The 17,634-nt window shown below is 72.4% G+C and carries 19 protein-coding genes; 6 read left to right on the top strand and 13 right to left on the bottom strand.

Annotated features, from left to right (window positions below):
- Positions 1-73: 73 nt before the first annotated feature.
- Both ACSURM_RS33455 and ACSURM_RS33450 read left to right on the top strand, forming a co-directional pair.
- Positions 74-502, top strand: a complete 429-nt coding sequence (locus ACSURM_RS33455) for an SsgA family sporulation/cell division regulator (RefSeq protein WP_189992828.1) — start codon at positions 74-76, stop codon at positions 500-502.
- Between the two features lie 116 nt (positions 503-618).
- Positions 619-1,260, top strand: a complete 642-nt coding sequence (locus ACSURM_RS33450) for a DUF2238 domain-containing protein (RefSeq protein WP_436961235.1) — start codon at positions 619-621, stop codon at positions 1,258-1,260.
- 69 nt (positions 1,261-1,329) lie between these two features.
- Here ACSURM_RS33450 and ACSURM_RS33445 read toward each other — a convergent pair whose 3' ends face one another.
- Positions 1,330-2,286, bottom strand: a complete 957-nt coding sequence (locus ACSURM_RS33445; protein ID WP_436961234.1) for a protein NO VEIN domain-containing protein — start codon at positions 2,284-2,286, stop codon at positions 1,330-1,332.
- Between the two features lie 284 nt (positions 2,287-2,570).
- Between ACSURM_RS33445 and ACSURM_RS33440 the strand changes: the two genes are divergently transcribed.
- Positions 2,571-4,532 carry a DNA/RNA helicase domain-containing protein gene (locus ACSURM_RS33440; protein ID WP_436959634.1) on the top strand — a complete coding sequence of 654 codons (1,962 nt, stop codon included), beginning with the start codon at positions 2,571-2,573 and terminating at the stop codon, positions 4,530-4,532.
- A 12-nt stretch (positions 4,533-4,544) separates the two neighbouring features.
- Here the strand turns inward: ACSURM_RS33440 and ACSURM_RS33435 are convergent, their stop codons facing one another.
- The 6 genes from ACSURM_RS33435 to ACSURM_RS33410 all read right to left on the bottom strand — a co-directional run bounded on the left by ACSURM_RS33435 (position 4,545) and on the right by ACSURM_RS33410 (position 10,837).
- Positions 4,545-5,039, bottom strand: coding sequence for a DUF6328 family protein (locus ACSURM_RS33435; protein WP_436959632.1), 495 nt, complete (start codon positions 5,037-5,039; stop codon positions 4,545-4,547).
- 66 nt (positions 5,040-5,105) lie between these two features.
- Complete coding sequence (locus tag ACSURM_RS33430) at positions 5,106-6,089, bottom strand: aldo/keto reductase (protein ID WP_436959630.1); 984 nt, start codon at positions 6,087-6,089, stop codon at positions 5,106-5,108.
- Positions 6,090-6,139: 50 nt separating this feature from the next.
- Positions 6,140-7,684 (bottom strand): class I adenylate-forming enzyme family protein, encoded by a 1,545-nt coding sequence (locus ACSURM_RS33425; protein ID WP_436959628.1) that lies wholly within the window; start codon positions 7,682-7,684, stop codon positions 6,140-6,142.
- Positions 7,685-7,772: 88 nt separating this feature from the next.
- Positions 7,773-8,660: a LysR family transcriptional regulator gene (locus tag ACSURM_RS33420; RefSeq protein WP_436959626.1), complete on the bottom strand. Its 888-nt coding sequence runs from the start codon at positions 8,658-8,660 to the stop codon at positions 7,773-7,775.
- Between the two features lie 78 nt (positions 8,661-8,738).
- The gene (locus ACSURM_RS33415) at positions 8,739-9,560 is read right to left on the bottom strand and encodes a lipase family protein (RefSeq protein ID WP_436959625.1); all 822 of its coding nucleotides are present in this window, start codon (positions 9,558-9,560) and stop codon (positions 8,739-8,741) included.
- 80 nt (positions 9,561-9,640) lie between these two features.
- Positions 9,641-10,837, bottom strand: coding sequence for an FAD-dependent monooxygenase (locus ACSURM_RS33410; protein ID WP_436961233.1), 1,197 nt, complete (start codon positions 10,835-10,837; stop codon positions 9,641-9,643).
- Positions 10,838-11,167: 330 nt separating this feature from the next.
- Between ACSURM_RS33410 and melC1 the strand changes: the two genes are divergently transcribed.
- Both melC1 and melC2 read left to right on the top strand, forming a co-directional pair.
- Positions 11,168-11,548 carry an apotyrosinase chaperone MelC1 gene (melC1, locus tag ACSURM_RS33405; RefSeq protein ID WP_436959623.1) on the top strand — a complete coding sequence of 127 codons (381 nt, stop codon included), beginning with the start codon at positions 11,168-11,170 and terminating at the stop codon, positions 11,546-11,548.
- Between the two features lie 34 nt (positions 11,549-11,582).
- Positions 11,583-12,404 carry a tyrosinase MelC2 gene (melC2, locus tag ACSURM_RS33400; RefSeq protein WP_436959622.1) on the top strand — a complete coding sequence of 274 codons (822 nt, stop codon included), beginning with the start codon at positions 11,583-11,585 and terminating at the stop codon, positions 12,402-12,404.
- Here melC2 and ACSURM_RS33395 read toward each other — a convergent pair whose 3' ends face one another.
- The 4 genes from ACSURM_RS33395 to ACSURM_RS33380 form a co-directional block, all read right to left on the bottom strand.
- A complete protein-coding gene (locus tag ACSURM_RS33395) occupies positions 12,405-13,112 on the bottom strand; it encodes a ribonuclease H family protein (RefSeq protein ID WP_436961232.1) in 708 nt (235 codons plus the stop codon). It abuts the gene before it with no gap.
- 34 nt (positions 13,113-13,146) lie between these two features.
- Positions 13,147-13,941, bottom strand: a complete 795-nt coding sequence (locus tag ACSURM_RS33390; RefSeq protein ID WP_436959620.1) for a VOC family protein — start codon at positions 13,939-13,941, stop codon at positions 13,147-13,149.
- 101 nt (positions 13,942-14,042) lie between these two features.
- Positions 14,043-14,525, bottom strand: coding sequence for a VOC family protein (locus ACSURM_RS33385; protein ID WP_436959619.1), 483 nt, complete (start codon positions 14,523-14,525; stop codon positions 14,043-14,045).
- A 251-nt stretch (positions 14,526-14,776) separates the two neighbouring features.
- Positions 14,777-15,169, bottom strand: a complete 393-nt coding sequence (locus ACSURM_RS33380; protein WP_436959618.1) for a helix-turn-helix domain-containing protein — start codon at positions 15,167-15,169, stop codon at positions 14,777-14,779.
- Positions 15,170-15,461: 292 nt separating this feature from the next.
- On the opposite strand from ACSURM_RS33380, the gene ACSURM_RS33375 reads away from it, so the two are divergent.
- On the top strand, positions 15,462-16,352 hold the full coding sequence (locus ACSURM_RS33375) for an RNA polymerase sigma factor SigF (protein ID WP_436961231.1): 891 nt from the start codon (positions 15,462-15,464) through the stop codon (positions 16,350-16,352).
- A gap of 118 nt (positions 16,353-16,470) precedes the next feature.
- Here the strand turns inward: ACSURM_RS33375 and ACSURM_RS33370 are convergent, their stop codons facing one another.
- Together ACSURM_RS33370 and ACSURM_RS33365 are read right to left on the bottom strand one after the other, a co-directional pair.
- The gene (locus ACSURM_RS33370; protein WP_436959617.1) at positions 16,471-16,923 is read right to left on the bottom strand and encodes an ATP-binding protein; all 453 of its coding nucleotides are present in this window, start codon (positions 16,921-16,923) and stop codon (positions 16,471-16,473) included.
- A gap of 160 nt (positions 16,924-17,083) precedes the next feature.
- Positions 17,084-17,494 (bottom strand): hypothetical protein, encoded by a 411-nt coding sequence (locus ACSURM_RS33365; protein ID WP_436959615.1) that lies wholly within the window; start codon positions 17,492-17,494, stop codon positions 17,084-17,086.
- Positions 17,495-17,634 lie beyond the last annotated feature (140 nt).

The following is a 17,634-nucleotide window of genomic DNA, read 5'->3' as shown; positions in this document are numbered from 1 at the left end:
CCCACGGGTGAGCATCCTGGGCGATGCCGGGGTACTAGGAGTCTCTACGCCGATCGTCTGCCGGAGGCCCCGCGTGAACCCGTTCGTGCACAAGACCCTGGTGGTGCAGCTGCTCGCGCCCGGCACCGGGCGGTGTCCGGTGCTGGCCCATCTCGGCTACGCCGCCGACGACCCGTTCGCCGTCACCGCCGCCTTCGCCCACGACGGCCGGGTGCTGGCCTGCTGGCGGCTGGACCGGGAGATGCTCTCCGCGGGCCTGGCCGGACCGGTCGGCGTGGGCGACGTACGGCTGCGGCCGCAGGGCAGCGGGCCGTGCCACGAGCTGCGGCTGGAGTTCCTCGGGGACAGCCGGCCGGACGGCAGCCGGCACCGGGCGGTGGTGCTGGCGTGGGCGCCCGCGGTGGCGGCCTTCCTGCGCGAGACGCACCAGGTCGTGCCGCCGGGCCGGGAGCGGGTCGACGTGGACGAGTTGCTGGCGGAGATCCTCTCCGGGGCTGAGTAGCCGTACTCATGTCCGGGGACCCGGCCCGGCGCCACCATGGGGGCCCTACGACGCCTCAGGCAAGGAGCCCCGTTGTGACCGCAGTGCATCCCGCCCCGCTCCGGGCGCCGCGCCGTGTGCCGCCCGCCGTCTTCGCCGGCGTGGTGGCCACGGCGCTGGCCGTGTCGGCGATCGGCGCGCACGACCGCACCACCTGGTTCCTGGAGACCGTGTGGGCGCTGGCGGGGCTGCCGCTGGTGGTACTGGCCTGGCGGCGCTTCCCGCTCACCGGGCTGCTGTGCGGGCTGCTCACCGCGCACGCGCTGGTCCTCGCGGTCGGCGGGCACTACACGTACGCGCAGGTGCCGCTGGGCGACTGGGTGCGCGACGCCTTCGGCCTGGACCGCAACCCGTACGACCGTTTCGGGCACCTCGTGCAGGGCTTCGTCCCCGCCGTGCTGGTCCGCGAACTGCTCACCCGCACCTCACCGTTGCGCGGCAGCCGCTGGCTGGCACCGCTCACCGTGTGCGCCTGCATGGCCTTCAGCGCCTGCTTCGAACTGCTGGAGTGGCTGGCGGCCGAGATCGGCGGCCACGGCGCGGACGCCTTCCTCGCGACCCAGGGCGACGTCTGGGACACCCAGTGGGACATGTTCTGCGCCCTGACCGGCGCCCTCCTGTCCCTGACCCTCCTCAGCCGCCTCCACGACCGCCAACTCGACACCCTGCAGGCCCGTGCGACCGGCCGCAGGGAGACCCGTGCCCAGGCGGTCCGGTAGCGATCAGCCGGTGGGCCCGGGGAAGAGGCCCCGCGGTGAGGCTCCGGACCCGCGGCCGGCCCCCCTCGGTCAGCCGCTGGTCAACGGCAGGCGGTACTCGTACCTGCGGGGCCTGAGGTCCTGCTCGGCCGGTTCCCAGTCCGGGTAGAGGCTGACCTCCCCCCCGCTGGTGTCATAAGGGTCCGTGCGTGTGTCGACCTTGATGTCGCTGACGACGTACAGGTCCACCGTGTTGTCCTTGTCCCGGGCGTGGAGCACCTCGTTGATGGTCAGTTCGACGCTGGTGGGCGCGCCCGTGGTGCCCTTGACCTCCACATGGCGTTCTTCGGTGCCGCGCGTGCAGCGCAGGTCGTACGGCTTGCCGAGGCGCTCAACCGTCCAGCCCTCGGCTTCGTAGTGAGCGACAGCCATGTCTTCGGCGTGCAGTTCGATCACTTTGCGCTTCTTGGGATCGGATATGTAGCCGGCGCCGCGACGCCGGCGCTGGGGCTTCTTCTTCCCCTCGACCTGGTCGCCGGTGAAGCCGGGGGACTTGTCCAGCGGGACCCTCTCCGGCTCGTCCGCGTCGACCGGGATGCCCGCGAGGTCCAGCAGCGGCAGGGCCGGCATGTCGACGATCTTGCCCATGCCACGGTCGGTGCCGGAGCGGCGTATCGCGTCACTGCCGGCCTCGGTCAACGGACCCTCAGGCCCCAGCGGTACGTCACGAAGGACCGCCAAGGGCTCGATACCGAAGCGCAGCGGGTACTTCACGCGCATCTCCGCCTCTTCATCCGGCCAGTGCGGTGCGTGACCGGTGTAGAAGCCCTTCCGGACCTCGAAGAGGTAGAGGGTCGCGGTACCCGTCAGCCACTGCTCGAGCGGAACCCGCGGCGACGCCCCCGTCGCCAGCACGGCGAACCTCGGGCGCGCCCCCTGGTACTCGGCCTTGGCCGCGTCCTTGCGTTCGGGGAACCCCCACGAGCGCGTTTCGATCCCGTGCACCAAGTTCCGCTGGGCCTCTGTGCTTTGACCCACATGAACCATCATGAACTGCGAAGCCTTCATCATGCAGATCATCATAAGATCACGCTTACGCAGAGGTCTATAGAGGGGTGTTGATTGCGGTCTGGCTCGTCCGAAGCCCCGGACGTCAACGACCAGGTGCATACAACCCCCTGACGAGGTGTGGATTCAGGGTCCCGCAGAGCTGGGCAGGGCCCGTCCGGGGAAGTGTGCGAACGAGGAGATGGAACGTGGACGAATTGAAACCGGCTGTCACACTGCCCCGCCATGCGGCAGAGAAGGAACCACGGGTCACCGACCGGGCCTTGCCCGCGGGAGCGTGGTCGCATGTCGCGTGCGCCGCCGCGGGGCGGGTACGAGAGGTCGCCGACGAGCTGAAGGACCGCTCGTTCATCGACCGGTGCGTCGCGCGGTACCGGGCAGCGGGGTTCGGTGAGCCCGGCGAGGCGGAAGTGCGTGCCTGGCGCCGGTCATGGCCGCCGCTGCTGGAAGCCCTGGTGCGGGCGGAGTTGTCGGATGTGCAGGTGTACCTGGAGTACGGCACCCCAGGAGGAGGCCGGCGCCTGGACGCGTTGCTGGTCGGCACCGGTCCCGGCGGTGAACTGGTCCTGGTCGTGGTCGAGCTCAAGCAGTGGCATGAGTGCCGCGTCCTCGACCATGAGCAGGTGATGCGCGCCGACGGGCAGGTAACGGTCCATCCCGTGTTCCAGGTGGCGTCCTACCGGAGCTTCTTCCAGCACTGGCGGCCTCGGAGCGCCCCGCATCTGGATGTGCGCGCCGTGGTCCTGCTGCACAACGCCACCGCCGCCGAGGCCCAGGCGCTGCGGCGGCCGGACGCTCCCGCGGTCGCCGACATCCCGGTGCTCAGCGGCGAGGACCTGTCGGCGCCCGCCGGGACCCTGGCAGGACTGCTGCGGTGCGGGGACGTCCGCGCGCCGTCCAGCGACGACGTAGCCGCTTTCGAGGGCATCCGGTGGACACCCTCCACCCGGCTCCTGGACCACGTCGGCTCCGTCCTGGAGGGGAATGTCGCGTTCGCGCTGGTGGGTGACCAGCAGGAAGCGTACGTACGGATTCGTGCCGCTGCCGCCCGTCACCTGCGCGCGCTTTCCGCCGACGCCGTCCGGGCCCCGGACAGCCGGGGCGGAAGGACCGGCGGCGCGGTCGTCACCGTCAGCGGCGGCCCGGGCAGTGGCAAGACAGCCCTCGCCGCACGGCTGCTGGGTCACCTCATGCGGGCCCACCCCTCCTCCCGTCCCCGCTTCATCACTCCCTCCGGCACCCTGCGCGCCCACCTCCTGGACGCCACCCGCGATCACGGCGCCGCCCGCGAACTGTTCCCCGCGGCGAGTCTGATGCGCAGCGTGGCGCGGCAGGCCGGCACGCTCGTCATCGATGAGGCGCAGCGCATCAAGAGGGGCGGTGCCCGTGGCCTGCCACGGGACCTGGCCGCAGTGGTGGACCACGTACCGCTGACCGTGATCTTCCTGGACGAGCGGCAGATCATCCGCCCCGACGAAGGCACCACCGTCGAAGAGATCGGTGCCGCCGTCCGTGCCGTGGGCCGGACCCACCACCACCTCGAGCTGACCGGCTCCTTCCGGTGCGGCGGCTCAGCCGCGTACACCGCTTGGGTCGACGCCCTGCTGTACGGCAGGCCCGTCCCCTGGACCGGATCCGCCGGATACGACCTCGGCCTGTCCGACGACCCCTTCCAGCTGCAGGAATGGGTCGAGCAGGCCACCGCCGCCGGGCACACCGCCCGCACCACCGCCGGATTCTGCTGGCCCTGGACCCGCACCCGCCCCCGCGGCGCCACCACCCTCCCCCTCGACATCGAGATACAGGTCCCCGCCGGCCCCTCCACACCCGCCCGGACCTGGCGCGCCGCCTGGAACGCCGAAACCGCCCTCACCGACCCCCATGACGGCCACGTTCTCGCTCCCCGCAGCCAGCTCTGGGCCAGTCACTCCGGCGGCCACCAGCAGATCGGCTGCATCTACACCGCCCAAGGTCTCGAGTACCACCACGCCGGCGTCATCATCGGCCCCGACCTCGTCTGGGACAACGGCCGCTGGCAGGCCCGCCCCGATCAGAGCGAGGACCGCCAACTCCGCGGTCTCACTCCCCAGCAGTACCTCCGCTACGCCCTCAACACCTACCGTGTGCTGCTCACGCGCGGCACCCACGCCACCCGCATCCACGCCACCGACGCCGCCACCCATCGCATGCTGAAGACACTGTTCCGCCCCGCGGCCGCCGTCTGACCCCAGCCCCCGCTAGTCCCCCGACCCGTCCGTGTTCCGGCGGCGGGCCCACAGGGGCAGGGCGTACCAGCACAGGACGTACCAGGCCACGACGGCTGTCACCAGGTAGGGGACATAGCCGTCGTGGGTGGCCACGCGGAGGATCAGGAGGAGGGACGAGGTCATCGTGGCGAGGAGGAGGGCGAGGCCGGCCAGTGTCATGCGGGAGGCCAGCCGTACCGCTCGCGGTTTGACCCGGTGGCCGGAGACCAGGCGGTGCAGGGAGACCGGTCCGATGAGGGCGCCGGTGGCGCAGGCGCCCATGACGACGGTCACGATGTAGATCATCCGGTCGGTGTCGGCCAGGCGGCCGTACTTCGGCTGGAAGACCACGGTCAGCAGGAAGCCGAACAGGATCTGTACGCCCGTCTGGGCGACGCGGACCTCCTGGATGAGTTCGCCCCACATCCGGTCGGCCCGCTCCTCCTCCGTCTCGTCGCGCCCCCGGCGCCGCCCATCACGCGTCATGGGGTGCCGTGTAACCGTCCGCCCGTTCGTCAAACGGCGGCAAACAACGCGGGGGCGTGCGGACCGCTACCAGCGGTGTTCGACCTGGTCCTTGATCCGGCGGTCGTACAGCTCGCGGATCGCGTCGAAGGTCTGCCGCGGCAGCGGCGGCAGCTTGGCCGCGGCGGCGTTGGCGCGGGCCTGCTCCGGGTCGCGGGCGCCGGGGATGACGGTGGTGACGCCCTCCTGCTCGATGATCCAGCGCAGCGCGAGCTGGGCCGGGGTGTACCCCTCGGGGGCCAGCGCGGCGAACTCGGCGGCGGCCTCCACACCGGTGGCGTAGTCGACCCCGGAGAAGGTCTCGCCCTGGTCGAACGCCTCGCCGTGCCGGTTGTAGGTGCGGTGGTCGTCGGCCGCGAACACCGTGTCCTTGGTGTACTTCCCGGACAGCAGCCCGGAGGCGAGCGGTACCCGCGCGATGATGCCGACGCCGGCCTCGCGGGCGGCGGGCACCACCTCGTACAGCGGCTTCATGCGGAACGGGTTGAGGATGATCTGCACGCTGGCCACGCCCGGCCGGGCGATCGCGGTGAGCGCCTGCTCACAGGTCTCCACGCTCACCCCGTAGGCGGCGATCCGCTCCTCCGCCACCAGGGTGTCCAGGGCGTCGAACACCTCGTCGGAGGAGTAGACGGGGGTGGGCGGGCAGTGCAGCTGCACCAGGTCGATGCGGTCGACACCGAGGTTGCGGCGCGAACGGTCGTTCCAGGCGCGGAAGTTGTCCAGGACGTAGTTCTCCGGGAGCTGCTCGACCCGGCGGCCCATCTTGGTGGCCACGAGGACGTGCAGGTCGGGCCGGCCGCGCAGGAAGGAGGCGATGGTCTGTTCGCTGCGCCCGTCACCGTACACGTCGGCGGTGTCGAAGAAGGTCACCCCGGCCTCGGCCGCCGCCTCAAGCACGGACAGGGCCACCTTGTCGTCCACGTCGCCCCAGTCGGCGCCCAGCTGCCATGTGCCGAGCCCGACCACCGATGCCCACTGACCCGACCTGCCGATCACGCGTTCGTCCATGGCCTCAGTCTGTCATCCGGTACGGCATCCCGTGCACGCAGCAGGCCGGTTCAGCCGGTCAGCAGGGTGCGCAACCGCCGCTTGTCCGGTTTGCCGGCCGCCGTCAGCGGGATGTCCGGCACCAGGTGCACGGTGTCGGGGGCGTAGAGGCGCCCCTTGCGGGCGATGACGAAGTCCCGGATCTCCGCCGGCGTGGGCCGCTGTCCGGCGGCGGGCACCACGGCGGCGTGGACGTGTTCCACCGCGTCGTCGTCCCGGCTGCCGAACACCGCGCAGCGGCCGACGGCGGGGTGGCCCAGCAGCAGTTCCTCCAGCTCCGCCGGGTAGACGTGGCCGCCGACGACCACGATCATCTCCTTGATCCGGTCGACCAGGTAGAGGTAGCCGTCCTCGTCGAGGTAGCCGACGTCGCCGGTGTGCACCCAGCCGTCCCGCAGCACCTCGGCGGTCAGCTCCGGCTGCTTCCAGTAGCCGCCCATCACATACGGCGAGCGCACCCGCACCTCGCCCCACTCCCCGGGCGGCAGGACGGTGCCGTCGGCGTCCCGGACGGTGATCTCCACACCCGGCAGGGCCCGGCCGACGGTCAGCTGGCCGCCGCGGCCGGTCACCTCCTGCTCCTCGGGGCCGGTCTGGGTGATGAGCTGCGTCTCGGCCTGCCCGTACATGCCGTGCAGCACCGGCCCGAGGACCCGGGCGGCCTGCCGCATCCGGGCCGGTGAGGCCGGCGTGCCGCCGTAGCTGATCCGGCGCAGCGCGGACAGGTCGGTGCCGGGCAGGCCGGGGTGGTCCAGCAGCCGGTAGAGCAGGGGCGGCAGCAGCCAGGTGTGGGTGACGCGCTCGCGCTGCATCGTGGCCAGCACGTCCCCGGGTTCGAAGCCGTGCCGCAGCACCACCGAGCCGCCCTGGTACAGCGCCAGGTCGGCGAAGATCCCGGCGAGGTGGGCGAGGGCGGTGCAGGCCAGGAAGCGGGGCGGGTCGCCGGCGACCGCGAAGCCCTGGTCCATGCTCAGCCGGTAGGCGCCGTGGGTCATGCGGATGCCCTTGGGAACGCCGGTGGTTCCGCCGGTGTGCCGGACGCACCAGTCGTCGTCGGGGCCCACCCGGCCGCCCATCGGCAGGGCCGGGCGCCGCGCCGCCGCGGCGAGCAGGTCCTCCGCGTCGCCGTCCGGCCCCAGCGAGCGGACGTCGGGGGTGCCGGGGAGCCGGGACAGCTCCCGGGCCGCCTCCCGCTGCCGGCCGTCCACCAGCAGCAGGGAGCAGTCCACGCTCGCCATCACCCGCGCCATGACCGGCGGGCTCATGCCCTCGTAGAGGACGACCACCCGGGCGCCGGCCAGGTTGGCGGCGTAGCGGGCCACCAGGGCCTCCACGGTGTTGCCGGTGAGCAGGGTCACCGTGGTGCCGCGGCCGACCCCGCGCCCGGCCAGTTCCCAGGCCAGCCGGTGCACCTGGTCGCGGAACTCGCCGGCGTCGACCACCCGCCCCTCGGCGGTGGTGACCGCCGCCCGTGACGGCTGGGCGGCCAGCACGTCGAGGACGGCCTCCGCGTAGCTGCGGAACCCGGCCGGTACTTCAGCATGTCGCTGGCTCATCGCTGTTCTCCTTCGTCCGGAGCGGTGGGCACGGTCCGACGCTAAGGGGGAGGCGTTCATGCCTTCCACGACCGGTTCGGCCATGTGTTCATGGCGCGAGGGGCATGAGCCGTTCCCGGGCCAGCCGGCGGAAGTCCCGGGCGGCGGGCGAGAGATAGGCGTTCTGCCGCCACACCAGGGTCAGCGTGCGGTGGCAGTCCGGGGCGTCCAGCCGCAACCAGGCCACCGGCCCGTCCTCGCCGATGGCCCGCCGGGCGACGGCCGGCAGCAGGCAGAGGCCGAGTCCGGCGCCGACCAGCTCCGGGGTGGCGGCCGCCTCGTCGCCCTCGCAGACCACCCGCGGGGTGAGGCCCTCGCGGGCGAACAGCCGCTCCAGCAGGACCCGTTGCCAGTGGCCGGCGCGGGTGCTGACGAAGTCCTCGCCGGCCAGCTCGGCCACCGCGACGCTCTCCCGGCCGGCCAGCGGATGCCCGGTCGGTACGGCCAGCAGCACCTCCTCGTGAGCCAGGCGCAGCGTGGACAGCCCGGGTCCGGCGAGCGGCTGGGAGGCGATGGCGAAGTCCACCTCGCCCGCGCGCAGATGCCGGTGCATGGCGTCCGCCGGGGCCTGGAACAGGCGCACCCGCGCCCCGGGCCGCAGCGCGCGGAACGCGGACAGCACGCCGGACAGTTGGAGCAGGGTCTCGGCGGCCACGGCGACCCGGCCGGGGCCGGGACCGGCGGCGTCGGCCAACTCCCGTCGGCCGTCCTCGAGTTCGGCCAGCGCCCGGTCGACCCGGGCCAGGAAGGCGGCGCCGTGGTCGTTGAGCCGTATGCGACGGCCCTGACGGTCGAACAGCGGGACGCCGAGTTCGGTCTCGAGCCGGAGGATGGTCCGGCTCACCGACAGCTGGGCGACCCGTAGTTCCTCGGCGGCCCGGCTGATGTGCTGGTGCCGGGCGACGGCCTGGAAATAACGCAGGGACAGCAGATCCATGCCGGTCAGTGTCGCCGGACCCGCGCGCTCGCCCCGCCGGGCGCCGGACGCCGACCGGACGGACCGGCGCCGGGCGGCTCAGGCCAGGTTGTGTTCCAGGGCGGCGAGGTAGTGGTGCATGAGGTGGTCGCGGACGCCGTCGGCGGCGGGGGCGAAGGGGTCCGCGGTCAGGCCCCTGGCCCGGTCGCCCAGCGCCGACAGCAGCGGCATGGACTCGTGCAGCCTGCCCTGGGAGTCGAAGTAGCGCAACGCCCTGACGTGGGTGTAGACCGGCTCCGGCGGGAGCTGCGGGACGATGTCGTTGTTGTTGACGAAGCGGTACATCCGGCCGCCGAAGCCCTGGTGGAATGCCTCCGCCAGCAGCCGGTCGCAGGTGCGGGGCTGACCGTAGGTGTAGACGCCGTCGGCGGCCAGGTACGGCTCCTCCAAGTACAACCGCGCGCCGGCCAGCATCGCGAGGGCGCCGCCGAGGCTGTGCCCGGTGAAGTAGACGGCCTGGCCGTCGGTGCGCAGCTCGGCGAGCGCGTCGTGGACGGCCGGGTAGACGGACTCCAGGGCCTGGGCGAAGCCGTGGTGGACGTAGCCGGTGCCGCCGGGGCCGGGCAGCGGCGGGGTGGTGGCGTCGGAGAGCCAGTCCTTGATCTGCGTCGGTTCGGTGCCGCGGAAGGCGGTGATGATCATCCGGTCGCCGGCCAGCGTGTACGCCTGGGTGTCCTGGAGCGGGAAGGGCGGGGTGAAGCGGGTGTGGTGGTGACGGACCTCCTCGAAGCCCCACTTGGCGGCCTGTTCCTCGATGGCGGCCTCGTCCTTGTAGGCCAGCGCGGCGGCGCGGGCCAGCCAGTAGGCGCGCTGGAGGCTGTAGCCGGCCGAGGTGTGGTCGAACCGGGCGGGTACGGCCATGGGGGCTCCTTGTCTGTGTGCGCAGGCTCTGCGCGGGGAGGTGCGCCGGGGCGGGGGGAGGCGGTCAGCGGGCCCTCGGGTCAGCGGGGGCGCTCGGTGCGGGCGTGCAGGGCGCGGGCGGCGCGGGGGCCGAGCCAGCGCTTGAACCTGCGCAGCGGCTCCAGCCGTCCGGCCGCCTTGTCCAGGCCGTAGTACAGCTGCGGCGGGACGTACGGCAGCAGGGGCGAGTGGCGCTGGCCGAGCAGGGCGAACATCCGGTGCGGGGGCAGGTGGATGTAGCGGGGCAGGTTCTCGTACCAGCGGGCGCTGTAGCGGGCGGCGCTCTGCGCGGACAGCAGTGCGGTCCGGCGCCGGCGCTCGTAGACGGCGAGGGCCTCGGGCAGGGGGTGCGCGCGCAGGGTGTCGGCCAGGCACATGGCGTCCTCCAGGGCGAGGGTGGTGCCGGCGCCGATGGAGTAGTGGGTGGTGTGAGCGGCGTCGCCGAGCAGGACCACGTTGCCGTCGTGCCAGGTGCGGTTGGTGACGGTGCGGAAGGTCCCCCAGGTGGCGCCGGGGCGGGCGACGAGGGGGTGGCCGTCGAGGACGCGGGCGAAGAGCTTCTCCAGCGGGGCGAGGTCCGCGCCGGGGCCGGTCCGGTCCAGTCCGAGTCCGGTGAGGGTCTCCGGGGAGCACTCGACGACACAGGTGCTGTGGTCGCCGCTGTAGCCGTAGCCGTAGGCCCAGATCCAGCCGTGCGCGGTCTCGGTGAAGGCGAAGGTGAAGGCGTCGAAGACCTTGGTGGTGCCGAGCCAGAGGTAGGGGTTGCGGCCCGGGGTGACGCGGGTGCCGAAGTGCTCGGCGCGGCGGGTGCGCAGGGCGCTGTGGAGGCCGTCGGCCGCGACGACGAGGTCGGCGCCGGCGGGCGGCCGGGTGGGCGCGCTGCCGTACTCCAGGCGGACGCCGAGGGCGCGGGCCCGGGCGGCGAGCAGGCCGAGCAGCCGGTGCCGGCCGATGCCGAAGCCTTCGTCGCCGTGGTGCCGGGTGGTCAGGTCGCCGATGTGGGCGACGCCGTCCGTCCACCGCACGGAGTGCGCCTCGATGGCGCGGGCGGTCTCGGGGTCGTGGGCCCGGAGCCGGTCGAGCAGGCCGCGCCAGTACGTCACGCCCCAGCCGTAGGTGGAGCCCTCGGGGTCGCGTTCGTGGACGGTGATGTCGTGGGCGGGGTCCTGCCGCTTGAGCAGGAGGGCGAGGCAGAGGCCGGCGGGCCCGCCTCCGACGCAGACGACCTTCACACGCACACCCCTGTCAGTCACCGTTCGCAGCCGAACGGCACCGGAGGGTAGCAGGGTCGCGCCACATGATCGCGTCAGTCTGGGGTGGTGAGCCGCGCCACTCGGCCGGGCCGCCCCCGGAAAGGATCAAGGAAAACCGGGGCGCTCCGGCAAGGAATTTCCCGTTCCGGTGCTGATCGGGCCACCACCCCAGCAAGATCATCTTTGTTGAACTCTGTATGACATGTGGTTAATTGTCCGGATCACAGCCAACCGGTTCTGGCGGATTTCTTCCGCTCCGGGTGCTGTCGATAGGCATGCGTCGTCACGAAATCTTCACTCTTCCGGAGGACACGCATGCCCGAGATCACCCGGCGCCGCGCACTCACCGCGGCAGCGGCCGTCGCCGCCACCGCCTCGGCGGCCGTCACCCTCGCCGCCCCCGCCGCGTCGGCCGCGGGCCACCACGAGCCCACCGCGCCCGAGTCCTTCGACGAGGTCTACAAGGGCCGCCGGATACAGGGCCGTCCGGTGGACGGCGGCGCGCACCACCACGAACACGGCGGCGGATACGAGGTGTTCATCGACGGCGTACAGCTGCACCTGATGCGCAACGCCGACGGCAGCTGGATCAGTGTCATCAGCCACTACGACCCGGTGCCCACCCCGCGCGCCGCCGCCCGCGCCGCGGTGGACGAGCTCCAGGGCGCCCCGCTGCTGCCCTTCCCCGCCAACTGACCACCCCAGCAAGGACTTCGGAGCACCACGCACCATGACCGTACGCAAGAACCAGGCCACCCTGACCGCCGACGAGAAGCGCAGGTTCGTCGCCGCCGTCCTCGAACTGAAGCGCGGCGGGCGCTACGACGAGTTCGTCCGCACGCACAACGAGTTCATCATGTCGGACACCGACAGCGGGGAGCGGACCGGCCACCGCTCCCCCTCGTTCCTGCCCTGGCACCGCAGATTCCTGCTCGACTTCGAGCAGGCGCTGCAGTCCGTGGACTCCTCCGTCACGCTGCCGTACTGGGACTGGTCCGCCGACCGCACCGTGCGGGCCTCGCTGTGGGCGCCGGACTTCCTCGGCGGCACCGGGCGCAGCACCGACGGCCGGGTGATGGACGGGCCGTTCGCCGCGTCCACCGGCAACTGGCCGATCAACGTGCGTGTCGACGGGCGGACGTTCCTGCGCCGCTCGCTCGGCGGAAGCGTGGCCGAACTGCCCACGCGCGCCGAGGTGGAGTCGGTGCTGGCGATATCGGAGTACGACCTGCCGCCGTACAACAGCGCCTCGGAGGGCTTCCGCAACCATCTGGAGGGCTGGCGCGGGGTCAATCTGCACAACCGGGTCCACGTGTGGGTGGGCGGACAGATGGCCACCGGGGTCTCCCCCAACGACCCGGTGTTCTGGCTGCACCACGCCTACGTCGACAAGCTGTGGGCCGAGTGGCAGCGGCGGCACCCGGACTCCGCGTACGTGCCGACGGGCGGCACGCCGGACGTGGTGGACCTGAACGAGACCATGAAGCCCTGGAACACCGTGCGCCCGGCGGATCTGCTGGACCACACCGCGTACTACACGTTCGACGCCTGATCAGGCCTCGGCGGTACGGCACTCCGGGTGGCCCCAGCCCTGCGCGTTCTTGGCGATCTTCTCACCGGCCGCGTAGGACCGGCCGCACAGGCAGCGGCCGGGGAACTTGGCCTTGATGGTCCGGGAGGACGAGGACGACGAGGTCGCGCCGGTGCGGCGGGGTGCCTTGCGGCGCGGCGCCCCGGCCGCCGCCGGGGTGTCGGGCGACGGCGGGGGCTCCGGGGAGCCCAGTTCGCTGCCCGCGGACTCCTGGACGGAGGCCGCCTGGCTGGCCGCGCGGTCGGCGAAGTCGTTCAGCGGGTCGCCGTCGACCTGGTGGGCGGGTACGTAGCGGAACTCGACGGACCGGCCGCCGAGGAGTTCGTCGATGCGGACCACCAGGTCCTGGTTGGCGACGGGCTTGCCGGCGGCGGTCTTCCAGCCGTTGCGCTTCCAGCCGGGCAGCCAGGTGGTGACGGCCTTCATCGCGTACTGGGAGTCCATCCGGATCTCCAGCGGCACGTCCGGGGCGACGGCCGTGAGCAGCCGCTCCAGCGCCGTCAGTTCCGCGACGTTGTTGGTGGCCCGGCCGAGCGGGCCCGCCGCCCATCGGGCGGGGGTCCGCTCGTCGCCGTCCGAGACCACCCACGCCCATCCGGCCGGTCCGGGGTTTCCCTTCGAAGCCCCGTCGCACGCGGCCACCACACGTTCACGCATGCGCTCGATGATGCCATGGCCGCGGGAGGGTCCGTGCCGGGGCCGGTCAGACGTCCCTGATCGCGGGCATCCGTCCCTCGGTGGTGGTGATGTCGATCACCGAGAAGTCCGCGCCCTGCGGGTCGCTGAGTGCCGCGAACCGCCCGAAGGGGCTGCTCACCGGGCCGAAGCGGAGGACGCCGCCGAGTTCGACGGCGCGCGCGACGGCCGTGTCGCAGTCGTCCACGGCGAAGTAGACGTTGATGTACGAGGGCACCTCGGGCGGGAAGTCCTCGGTCATCCGCATCCGGCCGAGCACGGTGTCCTCGCCGATGTCGAACATCCGGAAGTCCACCGCGTCGTCCTGGAGTTCCCTCATCCGGTAGGGGAAGACGGAGGCGAGGAAGGTGTCCGCCTGCTCCGGCTCCCGGGTGAAGACCTCGGCCCAGCAGTAGGCGCCGGGCGTGGCCGTCGCCCCGAAGCCCTCGTGGGTGCCGGCCTGCCACACGCCGAACACGGCGCCGCTGGGCTCACGGGCCAGGCACATGGTGCCGAAGTCGGCGACCCGCATCGGTTCCAGCAGCACCTCGCCGCCGCACTCCCGGATCCTGCGGGCGGTGGCCGCGGCGTCCGGCGAGGCGAAGTACAGACACCACTGCGACCGGCCCTCCTGGCCGGGCATGGGCGGGACGACGGCCGCGACGGCCTTGCCGTGGGCGTAGGCCTGCGTGTAGTTGCCGTACTGCGGCGAGGACTCGCCGAAGGTCCAGCCGAGGACGTCTCCGTAGAACCGCTTGGCCCCCTTGAGGTCGCTGAACATCGCGTCGGCCCAGCAGGGCGTTCCTTCGGGTTGTACGGCCATGCCGACGGCCCTCCTGAAGTGGTGTGGCCCCGTTCGTTCACGCTAGCCACCGGGGGTCCGGCCCGCGCGCCGAGCCGGGCCGGTGACGGCGCGGGCCGCCGCTACTCGCCCGCGTACGCCCGCTCCAGCCCGGCCGCGTCCAGCTTGCCCATGCCCATCATGGCGCGCAGGACGCGTCCGGCCCGCTCCGGGTCCGGGTCGGCGATCATGCCGGGCAGCGGGGCGTAGACGACCTGCCAGGACAGGCCGTACCGGTCCTTGAGCCAGCCGCAGGGTCCGTCCTCGCCGCCGTTCTCGGTCAGTTTCGTCCAGTAGTGGTCGATCTCCTGCTGGCCGGCGCAGTGGATCTGGAAGGAGACGGCCTCGTTGAACGTGAACTCGGGGCCGGCGTCGAGCGCGACGAACCTCTGGCCGCCCGCCGTGAACTCCACGGACAGCACGGAACCGGCCGGGCCGGGCCCGGACTCGGGCGACCGCACGACGCGCCCGACGGCGGAGTCCTCGAAGACGGACACGTAGAAGTGCGCGGCCTCCTCCGCCTTGCCGTCGAACCAGAGACAGGTGGTGAACGCGTCGGTGGTCATGAGCGCCTCCCGGGGCGGGGAACGGGTCGGGGAACTCGGTCGTGGAGGCAGACCGTGCCGCGCCGCGGAACTCATCGGCCCGGCCACAGGTTCCCTCGAACTGGTGACGGATTCCGCGCGCCGGGGCCCGGCCGGGTGACCGGACCCCGGTACATCCCGTGCCGGGCTCGGGCGGCGGAGCCAGGCCCCCGATACGCCCCGTGCCGGGCTCGGGCCGCGGGGCGGAGCCCGGTACGCCCGGTGTGTCGCGCTCAGGCGGCGAGGCAGAGACCGCGGTACGAGCGGTGCGGCGCGGCCGCCGTCCGGTGGTGGCCGGCCGTACGGCGGGACAGCTCGCCGTGCACCCGCGCCAGCAGGTCCCCCAGGCTCAGGCCGAGGGCGTGCGCCGCGGCCGCGAGGACCTCGGACGACGCCTCCTTGCGGCCCCGCTCGATCTCCGACAGATACGGCAGCGAGATCCGGGCCGCGTCGGCCACGTCCTTCAGGGTGCGCTCCTGCTCCCGCCGCTCGCGGCGCAACACCTCGCCGACCAGATCACGCCACAGGGGCTCCCTGGCGGCGGGCTCGCTCGCCGGCGCCTCCGGGCGGGCCGGCGCCGGTCGCAGGGGAATCACTCGGGCTTCGTCGCTCACCGGGTTGCTCATCCCGTCAGCCTAGGAGCGGAGCCGTCCGGGGCAAGGACCGGGTGTTGCGCCCTGAGGGAAATCCCCGGCCGCACCACGCCCGACCGGCCGTTTCGCGCCACTGCGGCGCGGCGGGGGCATGCGATGCGTCACCATGGGTACCCGCGCCGTGAGCGGCTCCGCGAGGAGGCATGATCCGCCGCGCAGCGGGTACCCGCCGGAGAAGCTGCCTGGACACCGGGGTCGGCCGACCGGGTGCCGGGCCGCAGGCCGTACAGGGAGACGTCGTACCGTGACTTTCGTGGGAGAGGTAATGAACACCGCCGCCGGGATCCGATCGGAAGCCGAGGTCGTCGAGCAGACCGAGCAGGACACGACGGGTGAGGGGTCACTGCCTGGCATCACGGACCCGGCGTCCGTCGCCCCGCGCGACGCTCGCGAGCTGTCCCGCCAGTTCTTCCGCCGCCTGGCCGAGCTGGAAGAGGGAACGCACGAGTACCAATACGCGCGCAACACACTCATCGAGATGAACATGTCGCTCGTGCGCTTCGCGGCCGGACGGTTCCGGGGCCGCGGCGACGACATGGACGACATCGTCCAGACCGGCATGATCGGCCTGATCAAGGCCATCGACCGGTTCGAGCTGTCGCGCGAGGTGGAGTTCACGTCGTTCGCGCTGCCGTACATCGTCGGCGAGATCAAGCGCTTCTTCCGGGACACCACCTGGGCCGTCCATGTGCCGCGCCGGCTCCAGGAGCTGCGGGTCGAGCTGGCCAAGGCGCGCGAGGAGCTGTCCAGCCGGCTGGACCGGGACCCGACGGTGACGGAACTCGCCACCCTGATGAACATCCCCGAGAAGGAGGTCGTCGAGGCCCAGCTGGCCTCGAACGGCTACAACTCGGCCTCCCTGGACGCCGCGCTCACCGGTGACGGCCCCGAGGACGGCGAGGCGGTGCTCGCCGACTTCATCGGCGTGGAGGAGGAGGGGCTGCGGCTCGTCGAGGACTTCCACGCGCTGGCCCCGCTGATGGCGGAACTGAGCGAACGCGACCGGCAGATCATCCACCTCCGGTTCGTGGAGGAGGCCACCCAGGCCGAGATCGGCGAGCGGCTGGGCTGCTCCCAGATGCACGTCTCCCGGCTGATCAAGCGGATCATCACCCGGCTGCGCCAGGGGATGCTCGGCGAACTGGGCTGCGCCTGACATCCAGCATTCGGTCCCGGTCCGGTTCCTCCGGCGGAGTCGCTGGAACCGGACCGGGCGAAGCTTGAGCGCATCAGCGGCCTTGAGCGCATCAGCGGCTCAGCGACTCATCAGAGGCTCAGCGACTCAGGGGAAAGACGGCCCGTACCCGCTTGCCCACGGGCACGCGTTCCACCGTGACCTCGGTGGCCAGCGCGTGCACGATCTCCAGCCCGTGCCGCCCGATGCGCTCGGGATTCTTCGGGAAACGGCGGGGCAGGGCCGTGCTGCTGTCGTAGACGGACACCACGACCGAGCTGTCCGTGCCCTCCAGCTCCAGGATGTAGGGGCCCTTGCTGTGCTGGTCGGCGTTGGTGATCAGTTCGCTCACCACCAGCAGCAGCTCGCCGTCGGCGCGGTCGTCGACGCCGGCGCACCACTCGGTCCGCAGCTGCTGGAGGAACCGGCCGGTGAAGGCGCGCGCCTCCGCGATGCAGCCGGGCGCGCCGGTGTAGTGCGCCGCGCGCCGCAGCGGCTCCACGGGTACGTCGAAGCCAGTCGGTATCACTGCCTCGCCCAGGTGCTCGGTCATGCTGTTCTCTCTCGGAAAGGCCCGGTGCGGCCGGTCGCCGTCGCTCCAGTGCTGGTACCCCGAGCCCGGCCCCGCAGTCCCTCCGATGCGTTCGCCGAGCGCGCGCGGCGGCACCGGTCACGACGGGGCGCGCGCGACGGCGTGCCCGGCGGCGCGGCGGTCAGGCCACGGGGGCGACCAGCGCCGGTATGGTCCGCTGCATCCGCACCGCGTCGACGGACTCCGCGAGCAGCTCGTACTCCGTGGTCTCGTCGCCGGTCGCGAGCCGTACCAGCCTGCCCGCGGCCAGCTCGTCGGCGACCAGTTCCTGCCGGTCCGGGTCGCCGCACCAGGAGCGCAGCACGGCCGGCACGTCGGGCACCGTGTCCGCGACGGGGACCAGCGCGCCGGGCGGGAAGTGCGCGGCCTCCGGGCGGGGGTCGAGCCGGTCGGCGATCCAGTTCGCCCGGTCGCGCAGCCACCACAGGGCGAGCGCGAGCGTGGGGGCCCGGTAGGTGCCGAGCGGTACTCCGATACGCTGTCCGCCACAGGTGCCGTAGGCGGTGACATGGCACAGGAACTCGTCGTGCATGCGCACTCCCCCGTCGCGTCGTCCGCCTGCGGGCCGGCCTCGCTGTCGCTGCGGCTCGTGTGCGGTGCGTGATCGGGGCCTCGCTGGAAGTGAAGCCCGCACTGTCGAGTATGTTCACTACTTAACCACTGTCACCATGG

The organism is Streptomyces sp. SudanB182_2057, from assembly GCF_964272715.1.
Lineage (GTDB): Bacteria > Actinomycetota > Actinomycetes > Streptomycetales > Streptomycetaceae > Streptomyces > Streptomyces rubradiris.
Note: the sequence above shows the minus strand (reverse complement) of the source record. Positions and strands in the feature narration are given on the sequence as shown.

What these genes read in the sequence shown, in the direction of transcription:
- ACSURM_RS33385 (WP_436959619.1), bottom strand. Translation starts at nt 14,525, where the DNA reads ATGACCACCGACGCGTTCACCACCTGTCTCTGGTTCGACGGCAAGGCG.
- melC1 (WP_436959623.1), top strand. Translation starts at nt 11,168, where the DNA reads ATGCCCGAGATCACCCGGCGCCGCGCACTCACCGCGGCAGCGGCCGTC.
- ACSURM_RS33375 (WP_436961231.1), top strand. Translation starts at nt 15,462, where the DNA reads ATGAACACCGCCGCCGGGATCCGATCGGAAGCCGAGGTCGTCGAGCAG.
- ACSURM_RS33445 (WP_436961234.1), bottom strand. Translation starts at nt 2,286, where the DNA reads ATGGTTCATGTGGGTCAAAGCACAGAGGCCCAGCGGAACTTGGTGCAC.
- ACSURM_RS33420 (WP_436959626.1), bottom strand. Translation starts at nt 8,660, where the DNA reads ATGGATCTGCTGTCCCTGCGTTATTTCCAGGCCGTCGCCCGGCACCAG.
- ACSURM_RS33380 (WP_436959618.1), bottom strand. Translation starts at nt 15,169, where the DNA reads ATGAGCAACCCGGTGAGCGACGAAGCCCGAGTGATTCCCCTGCGACCG.
- ACSURM_RS33430 (WP_436959630.1), bottom strand. Translation starts at nt 6,089, where the DNA reads ATGGACGAACGCGTGATCGGCAGGTCGGGTCAGTGGGCATCGGTGGTC.
- ACSURM_RS33425 (WP_436959628.1), bottom strand. Translation starts at nt 7,684, where the DNA reads ATGAGCCAGCGACATGCTGAAGTACCGGCCGGGTTCCGCAGCTACGCG.
- ACSURM_RS33435 (WP_436959632.1), bottom strand. Translation starts at nt 5,039, where the DNA reads ATGACGCGTGATGGGCGGCGCCGGGGGCGCGACGAGACGGAGGAGGAG.
- melC2 (WP_436959622.1), top strand. Translation starts at nt 11,583, where the DNA reads ATGACCGTACGCAAGAACCAGGCCACCCTGACCGCCGACGAGAAGCGC.
- ACSURM_RS33365 (WP_436959615.1), bottom strand. Translation starts at nt 17,494, where the DNA reads ATGCACGACGAGTTCCTGTGCCATGTCACCGCCTACGGCACCTGTGGC.
- ACSURM_RS33390 (WP_436959620.1), bottom strand. Translation starts at nt 13,941, where the DNA reads ATGGCCGTACAACCCGAAGGAACGCCCTGCTGGGCCGACGCGATGTTC.
- ACSURM_RS33370 (WP_436959617.1), bottom strand. Translation starts at nt 16,923, where the DNA reads ATGACCGAGCACCTGGGCGAGGCAGTGATACCGACTGGCTTCGACGTA.
- ACSURM_RS33415 (WP_436959625.1), bottom strand. Translation starts at nt 9,560, where the DNA reads ATGGCCGTACCCGCCCGGTTCGACCACACCTCGGCCGGCTACAGCCTC.